At 47.8% G+C, this 15,755-nt stretch carries 14 protein-coding genes and 1 other annotated feature; of the genes, 4 read left to right on the forward strand and 10 right to left on the reverse strand.

Annotation, left to right across the window (positions count from 1 at the left end; all coding sequences use genetic code 11):
* Positions 1-170: 170 nt before the first annotated feature.
* The 6 genes from moaA to ACFVS2_RS11925 form a co-directional block, all read right to left on the reverse strand.
* Complete coding sequence (gene moaA / locus ACFVS2_RS11900; RefSeq protein ID WP_390234025.1) at positions 171-1,190, reverse strand: GTP 3',8-cyclase MoaA; 1,020 nt, start codon at positions 1,188-1,190, stop codon at positions 171-173.
* A gap of 171 nt (positions 1,191-1,361) precedes the next feature.
* Complete coding sequence (locus ACFVS2_RS11905) at positions 1,362-3,416, reverse strand: methyl-accepting chemotaxis protein (RefSeq protein WP_390234027.1); 2,055 nt, start codon at positions 3,414-3,416, stop codon at positions 1,362-1,364.
* 134 nt (positions 3,417-3,550) lie between these two features.
* On the reverse strand, positions 3,551-5,464 hold the full coding sequence (gene thrS / locus ACFVS2_RS11910; protein ID WP_007728574.1) for a threonine--tRNA ligase: 1,914 nt from the start codon (positions 5,462-5,464) through the stop codon (positions 3,551-3,553).
* A gap of 60 nt (positions 5,465-5,524) precedes the next feature.
* Positions 5,525-5,761, reverse strand: a binding site (T-box leader).
* A 25-nt stretch (positions 5,762-5,786) separates the two neighbouring features.
* A complete protein-coding gene (gene ytxC, locus ACFVS2_RS11915) occupies positions 5,787-6,707 on the reverse strand; it encodes a sporulation protein YtxC (RefSeq protein WP_390234029.1) in 921 nt (306 codons plus the stop codon).
* Between the two features lie 182 nt (positions 6,708-6,889).
* Positions 6,890-7,996, reverse strand: a complete 1,107-nt coding sequence (gene mqnC, locus ACFVS2_RS11920; protein ID WP_173619122.1) for a cyclic dehypoxanthinyl futalosine synthase — start codon at positions 7,994-7,996, stop codon at positions 6,890-6,892.
* Positions 7,997-8,141: 145 nt separating this feature from the next.
* Entirely contained in the window at positions 8,142-8,366 is a 225-nt protein-coding gene (locus tag ACFVS2_RS11925; RefSeq protein ID WP_173619123.1) for a hypothetical protein, read from the reverse strand.
* A 243-nt stretch (positions 8,367-8,609) separates the two neighbouring features.
* Here ACFVS2_RS11925 and ACFVS2_RS11930 point away from each other — a divergent pair, with 243 nt between their 5' ends.
* Entirely contained in the window at positions 8,610-9,176 is a 567-nt protein-coding gene (locus ACFVS2_RS11930; protein ID WP_390234032.1) for a YqaA family protein, read from the forward strand.
* Between the two features lie 52 nt (positions 9,177-9,228).
* Here ACFVS2_RS11930 and ACFVS2_RS11935 read toward each other — a convergent pair whose 3' ends face one another.
* Genes ACFVS2_RS11935 through ACFVS2_RS11945 form a run of 3 tightly spaced genes read right to left on the reverse strand, consistent with a single transcriptional unit; the run spans position 9,229 to position 13,021 of the window.
* A complete protein-coding gene (locus ACFVS2_RS11935) occupies positions 9,229-11,040 on the reverse strand; it encodes an acyl-CoA dehydrogenase family protein (RefSeq protein WP_390234033.1) in 1,812 nt (603 codons plus the stop codon).
* Entirely contained in the window at positions 11,037-12,608 is a 1,572-nt protein-coding gene (locus ACFVS2_RS11940; RefSeq protein WP_390234035.1) for a class I adenylate-forming enzyme family protein, read from the reverse strand. Before ACFVS2_RS11940 ends, ACFVS2_RS11935 begins: the two co-directional genes overlap by 4 nt.
* Positions 12,605-13,021 (reverse strand): MerR family transcriptional regulator, encoded by a 417-nt coding sequence (locus ACFVS2_RS11945; protein WP_390234037.1) that lies wholly within the window; start codon positions 13,019-13,021, stop codon positions 12,605-12,607. The genes ACFVS2_RS11940 and ACFVS2_RS11945 overlap by 4 nt, the downstream gene beginning before the upstream one ends.
* Before the next feature lie 167 nt (positions 13,022-13,188).
* On the opposite strand from ACFVS2_RS11945, the gene ACFVS2_RS11950 reads away from it, so the two are divergent.
* The 3 genes from ACFVS2_RS11950 to ACFVS2_RS11960 all read left to right on the forward strand — a co-directional run bounded on the left by ACFVS2_RS11950 (position 13,189) and on the right by ACFVS2_RS11960 (position 14,540).
* Positions 13,189-13,611 carry a cell wall hydrolase gene (locus tag ACFVS2_RS11950; protein WP_173619128.1) on the forward strand — a complete coding sequence of 141 codons (423 nt, stop codon included), beginning with the start codon at positions 13,189-13,191 and terminating at the stop codon, positions 13,609-13,611.
* A gap of 32 nt (positions 13,612-13,643) precedes the next feature.
* The gene (gene gerQ, locus ACFVS2_RS11955) at positions 13,644-14,096 is read left to right on the forward strand and encodes a spore coat protein GerQ (RefSeq protein ID WP_173619129.1); all 453 of its coding nucleotides are present in this window, start codon (positions 13,644-13,646) and stop codon (positions 14,094-14,096) included.
* 126 nt (positions 14,097-14,222) lie between these two features.
* Positions 14,223-14,540, forward strand: coding sequence for a hypothetical protein (locus ACFVS2_RS11960; RefSeq protein ID WP_047070940.1), 318 nt, complete (start codon positions 14,223-14,225; stop codon positions 14,538-14,540).
* Here the strand turns inward: ACFVS2_RS11960 and ACFVS2_RS11965 are convergent.
* The gene (locus ACFVS2_RS11965; RefSeq protein WP_173619130.1) at positions 14,537-15,679 is read right to left on the reverse strand and encodes a DUF2087 domain-containing protein; all 1,143 of its coding nucleotides are present in this window, start codon (positions 15,677-15,679) and stop codon (positions 14,537-14,539) included. The two genes, ACFVS2_RS11960 and ACFVS2_RS11965, sit on opposite strands and share 4 nt — an antisense overlap.
* Between the last annotated feature and the right edge of the window lie 76 nt (positions 15,680-15,755).

A 15,755-nucleotide genomic window follows, 5' to 3' on the forward strand; every position in this document is an offset into this window, starting at 1 on the left:
AATTTCATCAGATCCGAGGATCCTTGCGTAAGAGTTACCTGTCAACAGTCGTATACGACGTCGACCCAGGTGAGAAGCTGTGCGCCTCTGCTTGTTCTCGAAGTATGAAGTGTTTATACACGCAACTTATATTACAAGGTAGCTTGGGTTTTGTCAAGGCTAATACCTAATTATCCCCCGATATGGGACATTTCAACCTTATCACGCTTGGCGAGACCAGGCGTTTCACTTAGTCGTTCCTCCGAGTAGCGCACGTCGCGCCGCTCCCAGATCGCACGTATCAGCTCGCGAATCTCCTCATCCGTGCGTCCATCGCGGACTGGCTCGCGCAAATCATCTCCGGATGAAGCGAAGAGACAGTTGTACAATTTCCCTTCTGCCGACAGGCGAGCTCGCGTACAAGTGGAGCAAAAAGCTTGGGTCACCGATGAGATTAACCCGATCTCCTGGTCCGATCCCTCATAGTGATAGCGAGAAGCCACCTCTCCATAGTAGTTCGCTTCAGTCGCTACCAACGGCATCTCTTCATGGATCATGCGCACAATTTCACGGGAAGGTACGACTTGATCCAGCCGCCAGCCGTTACTGTTTCCCACATCCATGAATTCAATAAATCGAAGGGTGTGCCCTTGCTCACGGAAGTACCGTGCCATCGGCAAAATATCTTGATCGTTGACTCCGCGTTGTACCACCATGTTGATCTTGATCGAAAGCCCGGCATCTGCCGCAACACGAATCCCTTCCAGCACGGTATCGACCTGATAACCTCTACCGTTCAACATCCCAAAGCGCTCATTATCCAAGCTGTCTAAGCTGACCGTGACCCGATCCAGACCTGCTTCTTTTAGTGCTTGCGCATGGCGGGACAAGAGAGAACCGTTGGTCGTCATCGCGATATCTTGAACGCCTTCCACTTCACGTATCATTCGAATCAATTCAGGCAAATTTCTGCGCATTAATGGCTCTCCGCCGGTAATGCGGATTTTCCCGACCCCAAGCGAAGTAAAGATCTGGGTCAAACGGGTAATCTCCTCAAAGGTCAGCAACTTACTTTGCGGCAAAAACTCAAAATCCGGTCCAAAAATTTCGGCAGGCATGCAATAACGACAACGAAAGTTACATTTATCGGTGACAGATATTCGTAAATCCCGGAGAGGACGGTTCCGCAAATCAAGCACTTTTTCTGGCATAGATGTTCACTCTCCTTTTATCGCATTTCGACTTAGTACCAGTCTATTATCATAAATCGAAATAGCCAAATTTTCAAACGTAAACCGCACATTGTGTCATAAATGGGACCACTTTGCAAAAAAAGAGTACGAATACCTCCCGACATTCGCACTCTTTCCGTTAATGCATTCTTATATCTTAAATTTACTGATCATTCTTTCCAGTTCGCGAGCCATATGATTCAAGGATTCAAATGAAACGGAAAACTCTTCCATAGTGGCCAATTGTCCTTTGGAGGAAGCAGCCAGATTTTCAGCATTGTGCGCTGAAATCCTTGCAATTTGAGCAGTCTCATCCACAGATGCTGCTACTTGTTCCGATCCAGCGGACATCTGTTCAGAGACAGCAGATACCTCCTGAATTTGATCGGTTATCTGTTGAATTTCTTGTAAGATGCGTTGGAAGGCTTCTCCTGACTCCAGTACAGTAGACAATCCATCCTGAACATCTTGATTGACTGAATCCATCGCGTTGACCGCCATGGTCGTATCTGCTTGGATCTCCTTAATGAGGTTGGCAATTTGCCGAGCAGACTCATCAGATTGTTCAGCGAGTTTTCTCACTTCATCTGCTACGACAGCGAACCCCCGTCCATGTTCTCCCGCACGGGCAGCTTCGATGGCTGCATTGAGAGCAAGCAGATTCGTTTGGGAAGCAATTCCCGTAATCACATCAATGATTTGCACAATTTCTTTGGATCGCTCACCCAATTGCTTGACTACGGATACGGAATGTTCCACAGAGTCACGGACGGAGTCCATTTGCTGGATAGCTTTTTGGATGGACTGGTTTCCTAGCTGCGCTTCATCCGCCGTACATGTAGATGCTTCCGAGATGATGGAGGTTGTTTCCGCCACACGCTGGATGCCGATCGACATTTCTTCCATCGCTCTTGCGGATTCTTCCGTACCTCTGAGCTGATTTTGCGCCCCGCTCGCTACCTCCTGTATGGTAGTAGATATCTTGTTCGTAGTATCTACATTGTCTGCCAAGCGAACCGATATGTTGTCTGACGAAGTAGAGAGGGTGTTAACCGCTTTTTGGACTTCCCGAATGAGTCCTTGGATGGATACTTGCATCACCTGAATGCTCTGACCAAGCATGCCGATTTCGTCTTTTCTTTCCAAAAGGTTTTTGGGCAATTCAGCAGTAAAGTCACCACGTCCGATCTGGGCAATCTGGTCAACGATGGCAAGCAATGGCTTGGTGAATTTGTGCGAGAAAAGAACGGAAGCGACAACCGCTAGTAAGGCAAACAAAATGCTTAACATCCCGATGATGAAACCGATTTGATGGGCTTCAGCAGAGAGCTCAGCTTTTTCAATAAACGAAATATATTTCCAGCCGGTTTTGTCTGAAGTAAAGACGTTCGCCAAATACTCGGTATCGTTCATCGTGACCGCAAAGCTGCTGGGGGTATTCTCTGCGATAGCAGCCAATTCAGGAATTTGCGTATCTTTCAGTTTTTTCGAATTGAGCTCGGGGTTCTTCGGATTAGCCAAAATCGTTCCGTCTTTGCCAACCAGCATGAGATAACCCGTTTTCCCAATCTTAATTTCTTTCAAAATGTCGGTTAGCCCTTTTAAATTCACATCCAGTCCAACGACGCCCAGTGGTTCACCCTTGTCATCCTTTAGCATTGTCACGTTACTGATCACGATACTGTTGTCGCCTAAATAGAGATACGGATCTGTGGTGATCACTTTTCCGGGATTCTCCATTGGGGTTTTGTACCAATCCCTTGTACGCGGATCGTAATTCGGAATGACATCATCTGTCGGCCACTGTATGTATCCTCCGTATTTTGTCGCTAAATAAATAAATGCAGTATTCGGATGAGAATCGACAAATCGTAGGAAATCTTTAAAAACGGCCGCCTCTACCCCGCCATTTTGCAGTGGGGTATGCTTGGTTTTGGTTGGTTTGTCCATATACGTCGTGATAGTGTTATCTGCACTTTTTAATAAGGGACTGCCTGCTATCAGGTTTACGTTTTCACGAATCGAGTCGAAATACAAGTTAATCGCGTTGTCTACTTGAGCCACTTCTTTTGTCGAGGATTCAATAAAATAAGTCTGGATTCGCTCCTCCATACTGACATATACAAATGAGCTGATCACTCCAATCGGGATTAAAATAATGGCAAGAAATGCTGCTATCAGTCTTTGCTTGATGCTTACCCGCATACGTATCCCCCGCAGTTCTTCTTGATGTCCATAAGAACAATTACCCTACATCCTTTTCCCGTTCTTTTTTCCAAGTAAACGTATAATGAAAAAAGCCGCCCAAAACTTCAGGGCGGCTCTACTTTTATACGCTTTTACTTCATTTCATTGATTTCAGCGCGGATTTTTTCTACAAACGCATCCACTGTCATCGCGCCTTCATCGCCCACTCCGCGTTTGCGGACGGACAGTGTACCGTCAGCCACCTCTTTTTCACCGATGACCAGCATGTACGGGATTTTTTCAACTTGTGCTTCACGGATTTTGTAGCCGATTTTCTCATTGCGGCCATCCAGCTCTACGCGAATGCCAGCTTGTTGCAGTTTTTCTCTTACTTGTTCTGCATATGGCATATGCACTTCGCTGATGTTCATGATGCGTGCTTGGATCGGAGTCAGCCAAATCGGGAATGCACCTGCGTAGTGCTCGATCAGGATACCAATGAAGCGCTCCATGGAGCCGTACATCGCACGGTGCAAGACAACTGGACGATGCTTCTCGTTGTCTTGACCGACATAAGTCAGGTCGAATTTCTCAGGCATTTGGAAGTCCAGCTGGATCGTTCCACATTGGTGACGGCGTTTCAGAGCGTCGGTAATTTGGAAGTCGATCTTCGGTCCGTAGAACGCACCGTCTCCGTCTTTGATTTCATAGGCCATACCGAGCTCATCCAACACTGTTTTCAGAGAGCTTTCTGCTGCTTCCCATAGCTCATCAGAGCCCATAGAATCTTCCGGACGAGTGGACAGAGCCACACTGTATTCGAAGCCAAATACCTTGTAGATGCTATCAATCAAAGTGATCATGCCTTTGATTTCGCTCGCGATCTGATCAGGACGAACAAATACGTGCGCGTCATCCTGGCAGAAGGTGCGCACCCGCAGCATTCCATTCAATGCCCCGGAGTACTCATGGCGGTGAACTTGCCCGAACTCGGAGTAACGGATCGGCAGGTCGCGGTAGGAATGCATCTCGTTTTTATAGATCAGCATGTGACCTGGGCAGTTCATTGGTTTCAAGGCATAAGTCGCGTTGTCTACTTCAGAGAAGTACATGTTCTCTTTGTAATGATCCCAGTGACCAGATTCTTTCCAGAGACGCTCGTTCATGAGGAACGGAGAGCGCACTTCTGTGTATTGTGCCAATTGTTGCAGACGGCGGGAGAATTGCTCCAGCTCGTTGCGAACAGTGAAGCCTTTTGGCAGGTAGAACGGCATACCTGGTGCTTCCTCGGAGAACATGAACAGTCCCAGTTCTTTACCCAATTTGCGGTGATCGCGCTTTTTCGCTTCTTCGATGAAGTGCAGATATTCATCCATGTCTGCTTTTTTCGGCCAAGCTGTACCGTATACGCGTTGCAGAACTTGGTTTTCTGCTTTTCCGCGCCAGTATGCACCTGCCACGCTCATCAGCTTGAATGCTTTGATGAAGCCAGTGGACGGCAAGTGCGGACCACGACAGAGGTCGAAAAATTCGCCTTGCTCATACATTGTGATAGTCGCATCCTCTGGCAGGTCGCGAATCAGCTCCAGCTTCAGGTGATCGTTCAGTTCTTGAAAAATCGCAGTTGCTTCTTCGCGGCTTACGACTTTGCGGCGAATCGGCAGGTCTTCCTTCACGATTTTTTCCATTTCTGCTTCGATTTTGCCCAAATCCTCTGGGGAAAGGGAAACTGGAATATCCATGTCGTAGTAGAAGCCATCTTCGATCACAGGACCGATTCCGAACTTCACTTCAGCGCCGTAAATGCGTTTTACCGCTTGAGCGAGCAAGTGAGCTGTACTGTGGCGGTATACTTCCAACCCGTCGGCAGAATCGAGGGTAACGATTTCAATCGCTGCGTCATCTGTGAGTTCTGTGTACAGATCGACAACCTTGCCGTCTTTTTTACCAGCTACTGCCTTTTTCTTCAGGCTAGAGCTAATGGAGCCTGCGATGTCTTCGATAGTAATCCCAGCGTCGTATTGACGAACGGCTCCATCTGGGAAAGTAACATGAATTTGTGCCACTGTGGATTCTTCCTTCCTGTATCTTGTTTGGTTGAGAAAATAAAAAAACACTCATCCCCAAAAAGGGACGAGTGTGTTCTCGCGGTACCACCCTACTTCAAGTCTGTTCACAAAAACAGACTCCTCATTCCATGTAACGGTATTTAACCGGCATACCGATAGTAAAAGCCTACGCTTCGTTCCCGGTAGCTACTCGAAGGTGGTAGATCAATAACAGTTCGCAGCGAGCTTCCAGCCTGTTGACCCGCCTCTCTAGAGCGTCCTAACTATTGTCCGTGTCCTTCTCATCGTATTTATAAGCGCTGTAAAGTTGTTGTTGCTATTATAGTTTAGAGGGATTATTCCCGTCAAGTACACGTCGCTCGGATAGACAAAGCGAACAAGAGTGGCAAGTAACGAGCCGACTGTCAAAAATACTGCGGATCGTCTGTGCAAGCCCAGGCTTTTCGGAAGCCATGTGGAGCACGATACTCTCAGGAGCCAGTGTAACCAAAGCACTGACCAAATAATCCTCGTCCCTGCATTTTTGTTCGTCCATGTTCAGAACGGTATCCAACTGTTCAAGCCAAAGCCGATCCCCTTTTTTATCATAAAGATGGAAAGGTTTGTCCACACTAGGAACGACATGAACGACTTCCTGCTTGGTTTCCTGTACAGCAATGAAATAGCGCAACAACTCGACAAACTCTTGGTATTGCTTGTCTTCCAGATATTCATCAATGCCAGTTTCCACGAGTTCGAATAGCTCGTTCCAATGTTCCTGTAGTCGAAACCGGACGAAGCCCAAGACGTTAATTGTTCTCTCCCACTCCAAATAGGTGAAAACGTCGCGATATACGTTTGCCTTGCGTGTTGTAGCCGTTAACAGTTCCCTGCCATCAAGCTCGACTTCTTGGCACATGCGTTGAATATAAGGAAAAATCTCTGCCCACTCTGTCTCCATCTGTTCGGCAGCGAGTAAGTCAGCGGCCATTTCTTCCATAATTTTCGGTTCCTTCACCTGAATGACCCATTCGGCTAATGTAAGAGCAACGAAGGCTCTCGCCCACTCGATGGTCTGCGCGTCATACTCAGTCTCACACCAGCTTTGAAAGTAGAACAAGAGGTATCCATTCTCTTCTTGCTCCCTGTATGTAATGCGCACCGGTGCAGTGTTGACCCGCTCCGTCATCTCATTTACGATAGCCCGATACGTGTCACAATGCTCAGGGACATTCTCCAGCAATACGCGAAACGTCTGCATAACCATCCCCCCAACCGCCATTGTAGTTACAGTATATGTCCCGTCAGGAGCGATATACTTTTAAACGGTTGGAAACTCAGGGAAGGTTGCAGGTAAAAAGTTCCTGATTAAATAACCAAAAAACGCCCCCCTGCCGATTTCCCTTTGTTAGGAGGGGGGCAGAGAAGCGTTTTTTTGGTTTATTAGTTTTGCATGACAAAATCACGTTCTGCCATCTCGCCGTCTTTGAAAACGCGCAGAATGTCATACTGTGTGTTGCGCTGTGCAGGGATTTTGCCTGCGCCGCGAATGAGCTCCAAAATTTGGTTCGTGTTGACCTTGTACGTACATGCCGCTGCGGAAACAACGTTTTCTTCCATCATCGTTTGACCGAAATCGTTCGCTCCATAAGAGAGAGAAAGCTGACCGTAATGCGGGCCCATCGTCACCCAGGAGGATTGGAAGTTTTTGATATTATCCAGCATAAGGCGGCTGATTGCCAGTGTTTTCAAGTATTCCTCTGGCGTATTGTTGACAGCCTTCATGTTGGTGTTGTCCGGCTGGAAGGTCCAGACGATAAACGCTTTGAAGCCGCCTGTCTCATCTTGTGCATCACGAATGCGCAGAAGGGACAGTACACGCTCTTCCATCTCTTCCCCAAAACCAATTACCATGGTAGCTGTACCAGGCAAGCCTGCACGGTGTGCGGCTTTTTGAGTATCAATCCATTCAGTCCAAGAACCCTTCAAGCGGGAAATCTTCTGACGTGTACGATCATCGAGGATTTCGCCACCCGCTCCCGGCAAGGAATCGAGACCCGCTGCCTTCAGCTCTTTCAGCACTTCCTCGACAGACATGTTGGAAACTTCCGCGATTTTCATCACTTCCGCTACAGACAGAGAGTGCATCGTAATATGCGGGAAGCGCTGCTTGATCTCACGCAAGAGGTCAGTATAATAATCCAGTTTCAGATCCGGATTGGTACCGCCTTGCATCAAGATTTCTGTACCGCCAACGTCCACGGTCTCCTGAATTTTTTGGAAAATCGTTTCTTTTGGGAGAACGTATCCTTCAGAAGAGCCCGGGCGACGGTAAAAGGCACAAAAACGGCAATACGTGTCACATACGTTCGTGTAATTGACGTTGCGACTGATGACAAAAGTCGCAATCGGTTCTGGATGATGCTTTTGCATGACCAGATTGGCGTAATGTCCGATCTTTTCGATTTCATTGCTCGCAAACAAAGCCAGACCGTCTTCGAGACCCAGTCGTTCACCTGCGAGAGCACGTTCCAATATAGAATCGATCATAAGGATCACTCCTTGTACCATACGTAAATTCCATCCCACATCATAACACAATACCAGGACATCGGCTATAGCCCGAGGTGCTGGCAGATTCGCTCCGTACGCGAAAAAACCCTGCAAGAGACAGGGCTTGGAATCGCAATGATTCTTATTGTTCTTCATATCCGATCTGTTCGTATACTTCTGGCTCCCAGTAAATCACGGTTTGCGCGAGTGGCAAATTCGTTTCGCGTGCTCCGTTTGGTTGGCCATTAAAATAGATGATTTCTGTTATGGCTACCCGATCACCACGAACGTCAATTTCCCCTGACAATTGCAAGTTAGTCCCGTTTGGCGCATAGAAAACGACTTTTCCCGAACCCAATGTTTTCATTGGTTCCTCCCATGATGTTTGTCCTGTTTCCCTACATTTTAGTGGATAATCTTTCCTAGCGTCAATGAAAAAACAAGGACTTCACTACCAATATTCGACCTAGGATACACTCATTGGACCACGCTACTAACCATTTTACTGGCCCAGCGATTCCCACTCGACATCTAACTTCAGTTGTGGTCTTTCTTTGGACAAACTGGCATAGGATAGCTACAATAGAAAAAACCTTCTAAGGAGATGCTCATGCTCGAACATATCACACAGCTATTCATGCAATATGGGATGTGGGGACTTGTTGCCATGGCATTTTTGGACTCATTTATTAGTCCGATTCCTCCGTTTTTTATGCAAATTGCGATGAGTCTGCTCGATCCAGGCTCAGCGATTCAGTTTGCAACAGTAGCCTTTACTGCTTCCGTCCTCGGCGCCCCCATCGGATTTTTGTTGGGGAGATGGCTGGGAAAACCACTTTTGCACAAGATTCTCCCTGAAAAATGGGTGATTGTAGCGACGGAAAAATTCGTAAAAAACGGGGATGCTGCCGTACTGATCGGAGCTTTTACCCCCATTCCTTTCAAGGTTTTCACTGTGCTCTCTGGCGTATTCAATTACTCGCTGACCAAGCTCATGTTTTATGCGATTATCGGGCGGGGATTGAAGTTTTATTTGATTGGCACCTTGTTTTATTTGTACGGAAAACACGCAAAGGTTCTGATCGATGAATACTTTGAGATCACGCTGCTGGCGATCGCAACAGTGGTTGCTGCGATCTGGTTTATTTGGAGTATGCGCCGCAAGCGGTATGCATAAAAATCAAAAGCGCCTTCGCCACCTCAACAAGTGGTCTAAGGCGCTTTTTGATTTATCGGGTCTGAACAATAGCGGACTGTTGGGCCCAATCTTCAACGCTGACAAACTGATATTCCACCAGTTGGGTAAAGAACTGTACATCCAGCAAAGAATCGGCTTGAATCCCCCGCTTTTCTTGTGAATGGAAATGCTTTTCGGCATACAGCTTTGCCAAAATGTATTTGCGGGCATTTCCCTCACGCGTCACCTGATCCTCCGCTTCACTGACGATGCATGATAAGGTGTACAAATCTACCATATGGTCCGCGAGCGTTTTTAATTTGTACGTTACATAATCGTGGGTCTGTTGCATGAGATAGGCGATATTTTCCTCCAGGATGGCCAGTTCTGTCCGAATCAACTCGGCGTACGTCTGTGAAAAGGCATGCTTCCAGCCAGCTATGCGCTCCCGAAGCAATCTGCTAAACGCTTCGTGGCTGTTTTCTTTTTGCATCACACGCAAAATATCGAGTGCGAGTATATTCGAGGTGCCTTCCCATACGGTCAAAACTTGCGCATCACGCAACAGACGCGGCGTCACGTATTCCTCGATATATCCGTTACCACCATGAATTTCAATTGCGGTATGGGTCGATTCGACAGCCTCTTCCCCTGTACGGTATTTCAGCAAAGGAATCAGCAGGCGAGCAAGCGCGTTATCCTCTTTGCTCGCTGAATGAGACTGCAAGCGATCATAAACAGCAATCATATCAAACACCGCACCCGTGCTGACCTCCGTATCCATTAAGAGGCTCACCAGCATTTCTTTTACCATCGGGTACTGATCGATTGGATTCCCGAATGCACGACGTTGCTCGGCATAATACCTCGCTTCGTAAAAAGCTCGACGCATGATCCCGATCGAAGCAATCGCGTTGCAAATGCGAGACAGATTCAGGGCTTCTGCCATGTACTTGAAGCCGTTCTGAGGCTCCCCGATCAAATAGCCCTCTGCTCCGTTCAACAGTATCTCCGCAGATGGTACGGCGTTGACGCCCAGCTTATCTTTCAGGCGGCGGACCTGGATGTGATTGCGTTCGTTGTCAGGCTTTATCCAAGGCACCAAAAACAGTCCGAGCCCTTTTGTCCCCAGTTTCTCCTCATCGATTCTCGCCAAAACAGTCGCAACAAATGCTCCAGCATTGCTCGCAAAAAACTTTTCTCCTGTCAATCGGTACACACCAGGCCGACCTGTTACTGGCTCTGCTACAGTCAAATTCGCACCGACATCCGAACCACCCTGTCTCTCCGTCAGCCAAGTAGCCCCTTCATACAGGCGAGTGCGATCACGAGAGGTCAGTCCTGTCAGGTACTGCTCCTTTTGTTCTTCGCTGCCATAGCGGTCAATTAAATAAGCGGCTGACATCGACAAGGTGACAGGGCAATAGAAGCCCGGCTCAGACTGACTCACGAGATAGCCCATGAAAAAGGAATAGCTATACGGCGCTTTTCTGCCCAACTCAGGAATGTCTTGATACAAGTAGCTGACGATGCCTGCTCCGTAAACTTCTGCTACTGTTTCCTTATACCCTTCATTGGTAATGATCTCAGAAATGTCCTCGCCCAGTCGATTGTACTTGCGCAATCTCGGCTTTCCTTCTCTGTCTGTATAGGCGGCACGCTCATCGATGGGTCCTGCCACTTGCGTACCTAACCAGCTCAACTGCTGTCTGGCCCATTCATGCATGGAAGCAGGGAGATAACGTTCCAGCAAATAATCGAGGTTGGGATCTGCTTTGAAAAAGTTTTGCGCCTGTGGCGTACGCGGGTGCGGGATGTTGTCGCTGTATGTTCGCTGATCGATGCTCGTTTGCAAATCACTCATCGTAGTTCCACTTCCTTTTGGGAACTGACATCACGCAATACATGCTTTAGGACTTTTCCGCTCGTGTTCCGCGGCAACGCAGGAACGATATTCACCTGTCGCGGGAGCTTGTAATCGGCGAGATGACCACGCAAAAAGCCTTGGATTTCCTCTAGCCACTCTCGATTGGTATCAACTCCTGGTTTCAGAACCACATAGGCCGTAACCGTCTCACCCCACTCAGGATGTGGCAAACCTACAACAGCTACCTCGCCAATCGACGGATGACGCTCCAACAACTGCTCGATTTCCTTAGGGTAGACGTTTACCCCGCCTGTAATCATCACGTCTTTTTTGCGACCAATCATCCACAGAAATCCATCCTCATCCACGCGTGCAATATCACCAGTGTACACCCAACCATCGCGTATGGTTTCTGCTGTAGCCACTGGATCGTTGTAGTATCCTTTCATTGTCCCTTCTCCGCGCAAGCGAATTTCGCCCGCTTCGCCACTGGCGCATCGCTCTCCTCGCTCGTTTACAACCTCCATTTCGGCGAACAATACACCTCGATTGCCTATACTGCCGATTTTGTCCGGATGCTCTCGATGCAGGAGACACATTCCGGTCGGCCCTGCCTCCGTCAAGCCGTAGACGCACGCCAGTTTATCGCGTCCATAAGCCCCTTCCATAACCGAAGCCATCTCTTTGGACAGAGGAGCCCCGCCATACATCCAATGTTCGATGGAAGTCAAATCGTACGCCGTAAACTCGGGATGCTTCATCGTCAGCAAATACGCCACTGGCGCTCCGAAGAAATGCGTAATCCGATGCTGCTGCACCAAATCCAAAAGTAGCTGCGGCGAGAAGGTCAAGGCCATTACCTGGGTGGCGCCAAGCATAAGCACTGCAATGAAAAAGAGATGGAGGGGAGCCGAATGACTCAGTGGCATCAAATGCAAAATTCGCGAATGATGAGTCATCGTCAGTTCAATCGACATCATTTTCGCGACAGTCAATAAGTTTCTATGTGTATAAAGCACCCCTTTAGGGCGTCCAGTCGTACCAGAAGTATACAGGATGCTGACCTCGCTATCTTCGTTCATGTTCGCCAAATACAGCTGCGAAGAAAGCGCATTCATTTTATCAAAAGACACGTCATTGGCATCCCAGTCAGCGATTCCATGCCAATTCCCTTGACTCACACCTGTTTTGATTGCCACAAGCTGTGGCGTTTGAAGGACCCACTCATTCACGATAGGTACGAGGGCATCATGAACAAGAAGTGCCTTTGCACCGGCATGTTCACATATATGTCGTACTTCTTCTTGGGTTGAGCGCGCATTGATCGGTACGACGAGGGCACCACTACGAATGACGGCGACGTAAAAAATAGCAAACTCCGGGCAATTGGGCATCAGCATGACAACCCGATCCCCTTGCTCGATGCCAAGCTCTTGTAAATGGCAAGCCCACTGAGTAGAGCGTGTGTCCCACTGTGAAAAGCTGATCTCTACATCTCCTGCAATCAGCGCGGACTTGTCAGGGTATTTCCTTCCGTTTGCTGTGAGCAGAGCTGATACGTTCATCGTTTCTCCTCCTCATTTTCTTCAAGCAATTTTTGTTCAAAGTTTTGCTTGTAGACGAGAATGTCTTCTCTCAGTTGTCGGAGTTCCATGATTTTCTCGTCGATCTCAGCCAGCTTTTGGTTGCCGTACTCAATCGTTCGCATAAGCTGCGCACGACCTGAACGGTCCTCGTCGAACAGCTCAATCATTTCGCGAATCTGATCCAACGAAAATCCGAATCGCTTCCCTCGCAGAATGAGTCGCAGCCTGGCACGGTCCTTGCGGTTATAGTGCCTGCTTCCCTTCTCTGTCCGACTGGGGAAAATCAAGCCGAGCTCTTCGTAGTACCGAATCGTTCTGGTGCTGACATCTAATTGTTGAGCAAGATCAGAGATGGTCCACGATATTTCCTTCTGTATTCCTTCTCTGCTCATGTCCAGCGCCCCTTACTTACATTTATAAAATTCACAATTTACCGAATAAAATGATTGTAACTGCCGTTTACGTAAACGTCAACTTGATGAAAATTTATCGGGCCAATCACCAATCTATTATTCGCCCATATATTGTTATTGTGATTTTTGTGGAAGGAGGTGAAGCAATGGCCGTCATCAAAGCGAACTCCAGTGATGTCGATATGCTTGCCAGACTGATTCGGGCCGAGGCTGAGGGTGAAGGTGAGTTGGGCATGTTGATGGTTGGCAACGTTGGGGTAAATCGGATTCTAGGTAACTGCCTTGACTTCAAAAACATTCGCAGCATGCGTGACATGGTCTATCAATCTCCGGGAGGATTCGAAGCGATCCAGAAGCCGTATTTCTATCAACGGGCCAGGGAAAAAGACAGAAGACTGGCACAGCGCGCAGTCAATGGAGAGAAAACCCGCCCCGCGAGCAACGCATTGTGGTTCTACCGTCCTGCCGGAAACTGTCCTCCTACTTGGTGGGATCAACAAAACTCCGGTCGCTATAAGGCACACTGCTTCTTCGTTCCAACACCAGCAGATTGCCCACGCGTCTATTAAAAGAATGAGATAGATAAAGGAGCGAGTTCATCATGAGTCAACAAATGCCTTACACTGGTTACCCTCAACAACAATACGGATACGACATGTACCCATCCGCACAGTTTCCATACGGCATACCTCAGCAACAGCAGCAGATGATTCAGCAGCAGCAACCTCAACTGGTTCCGATGCAGCCAAGCGGATCCTTGATTCCTGGAATGCCCATTACTCCTGGGCAAGTGATGGAAGAATCGTACATCGAAAACATCCTTCGCCTGAATCGAGGCAAGGTCATTACGGTGTACCAAACGTTTGAAAACAACAGCCAATGGAACGCCAAAATTTTCCGTGGCGTCCTCGAAACAGCTGGCCGCGACCACATCATTATCAGCGATCCGCAAACCGGCAAACGCTATTTGCTCCTCATGGTCAACACCGATTACATCACCGCGGACGAAGAGTTAAATTACATTCCGCCTCAGCTTCCAACAGGAGTTCGGTAAGCAACCAAGCACAAAAAGACAGTTTCCGTCGGCTATCCCCGGGGGAGAACTGTCTTTTTGACGTTTATACCATTCCATGCTATTAATGAGTGAGAAACACGACCGCTTTGCAAAGGATGAGGAAGAGTGGCATTTGGGATTACACGAGACGAACTGAACCGTTGGAAGCAAGCCGTTAGTCGAGGCGAATTGGCATTTCTCACTCACTATTGGCTGGACCCCCGGTTTCCCGGAATCAAAACCGTTACAAAAGTAGGCTGTGCCAATTATTCGTTACTGACAGACTGGTGCCTTGCCAACGGGCTCGATCCTGTCTACATCCATAACCGTGCACCCTTCCCACATTTTGATTTACTTGGCGAAAAACAAATCCAGATCTTGCAAAAGGAAGGTCTGTGGGATCACTTGGAGCGCTTCCGCATGCTGGATGATAGACGAGACTAGGATGGATCTTTTTGCACGTGATAGCCTCGATCACCATATGGCGCCAGCTTTTTCATCCATTTATCTTCGAGTTTTTCCAGTGCATCCTTCCCATCAAAATACGGATGGTCTTTCTTCTCAACCTTTTCTAGTACTTCGATTTCAAAAGCGTCCGAACCGTATTTATCCCAGTCTTTTTGCAGCTCACGATTAGGATGCGAGCCATGCTGAAGCATGAACTTTCTACCGTTGATCGTTTTTAGGTTATTCGTGCTCGCGATGAACACTTTGTCGTTTTGCTTGTTCTTAATTTGATAAACGCCTGCATCGGTTTCTACTTCCTTGTACATCTGTTTGAGCTCTTGCTTGCGATTCATCTGTTGCGCTCCCCGTTCCTCTCCTTCATTTTCCACAGCGATCCGCCAATATTGACTCCCGTCCGCCTGTCTATCCATCAAACCAACATCGACTAAATATCTCCGCAAGGTCACATAATCATCGTAGAGACCTTCCAAAATCTCATTCACTTCCCGCTCGGTGTAGAAACGATCGAGCTCAAATTTTTTAGAAATCTCTTCGAGGAGAATGAGTTTATGCTTGTGCTTGCGCGGGAATCGTTCTAATCGACCTGATAGTCCATTCGGCAAGAATTTCTTTACGATCGCGGCATACTCTGCAGCATCGCCATCTTTCGAGGTATTCTTTTGCTTGCTTGATTTGGCATCGTTGGACGATTGATTTTTATCCGCTTCATGCAGTAACTCCATCATGACCAGGAACACCTTGGCCTGACGTTCTTTTTCCTTGAGTGCAAAGCGGTGATTACGGATCGTCGATGCACTGCCGATCCCCATTTCATTTTGAACCTCAGTGTCTGTCTTGCCCTGGTAAAAGAGGCGAAGCAAATTAACCTGATGATCAGACAAGCCCGTCAATCGTTTATCCAACTGGCTCAGGTGAGTAAAGACAGAACCGTGCGTAGCCTCGATATGATGGCGCATAAAGCGGGACGCTTCATACAGGACACCCTCCACTGGATAAATAATTCCTTTCTCCACCTGTTCCCCACAGAGCAAACACATAAAATGTTCGTCTTGTTCGATGTAACCTTGCTTCCACTCTTGAAGGGAAGCGCTCCAGAATGCTTCATGAAGACTCATATATAAACACAACCTTTATTCGTTTGATTTATTATAGATAACTTATCACCGCGTTTGTTTTATGTCAAACAAAAAA

Source organism: Brevibacillus sp. NPDC058079 (genome assembly GCF_042885155.1).
Classification (GTDB): domain Bacteria; phylum Bacillota; class Bacilli; order Brevibacillales; family Brevibacillaceae; genus Brevibacillus.

What these genes read in the sequence shown, in the direction of transcription:
- ACFVS2_RS11930 (WP_390234032.1), top strand. Translation starts at nt 8,610, where the DNA reads ATGCTCGAACATATCACACAGCTATTCATGCAATATGGGATGTGGGGA.
- gerQ (WP_173619129.1), top strand. Translation starts at nt 13,644, where the DNA reads ATGAGTCAACAAATGCCTTACACTGGTTACCCTCAACAACAATACGGA.
- moaA (WP_390234025.1), bottom strand. Translation starts at nt 1,190, where the DNA reads ATGCCAGAAAAAGTGCTTGATTTGCGGAACCGTCCTCTCCGGGATTTA.
- ACFVS2_RS11925 (WP_173619123.1), bottom strand. Translation starts at nt 8,366, where the DNA reads ATGAAAACATTGGGTTCGGGAAAAGTCGTTTTCTATGCGCCAAACGGG.
- ACFVS2_RS11950 (WP_173619128.1), top strand. Translation starts at nt 13,189, where the DNA reads ATGGCCGTCATCAAAGCGAACTCCAGTGATGTCGATATGCTTGCCAGA.
- ACFVS2_RS11965 (WP_173619130.1), bottom strand. Translation starts at nt 15,679, where the DNA reads ATGAGTCTTCATGAAGCATTCTGGAGCGCTTCCCTTCAAGAGTGGAAG.
- ACFVS2_RS11940 (WP_390234035.1), bottom strand. Translation starts at nt 12,608, where the DNA reads ATGAACGTATCAGCTCTGCTCACAGCAAACGGAAGGAAATACCCTGAC.
- ACFVS2_RS11935 (WP_390234033.1), bottom strand. Translation starts at nt 11,040, where the DNA reads ATGAGTGATTTGCAAACGAGCATCGATCAGCGAACATACAGCGACAAC.
- ACFVS2_RS11905 (WP_390234027.1), bottom strand. Translation starts at nt 3,416, where the DNA reads ATGCGGGTAAGCATCAAGCAAAGACTGATAGCAGCATTTCTTGCCATT.
- ACFVS2_RS11945 (WP_390234037.1), bottom strand. Translation starts at nt 13,021, where the DNA reads ATGAGCAGAGAAGGAATACAGAAGGAAATATCGTGGACCATCTCTGAT.
- ytxC (WP_390234029.1), bottom strand. Translation starts at nt 6,707, where the DNA reads ATGCAGACGTTTCGCGTATTGCTGGAGAATGTCCCTGAGCATTGTGAC.
- mqnC (WP_173619122.1), bottom strand. Translation starts at nt 7,996, where the DNA reads ATGATCGATTCTATATTGGAACGTGCTCTCGCAGGTGAACGACTGGGT.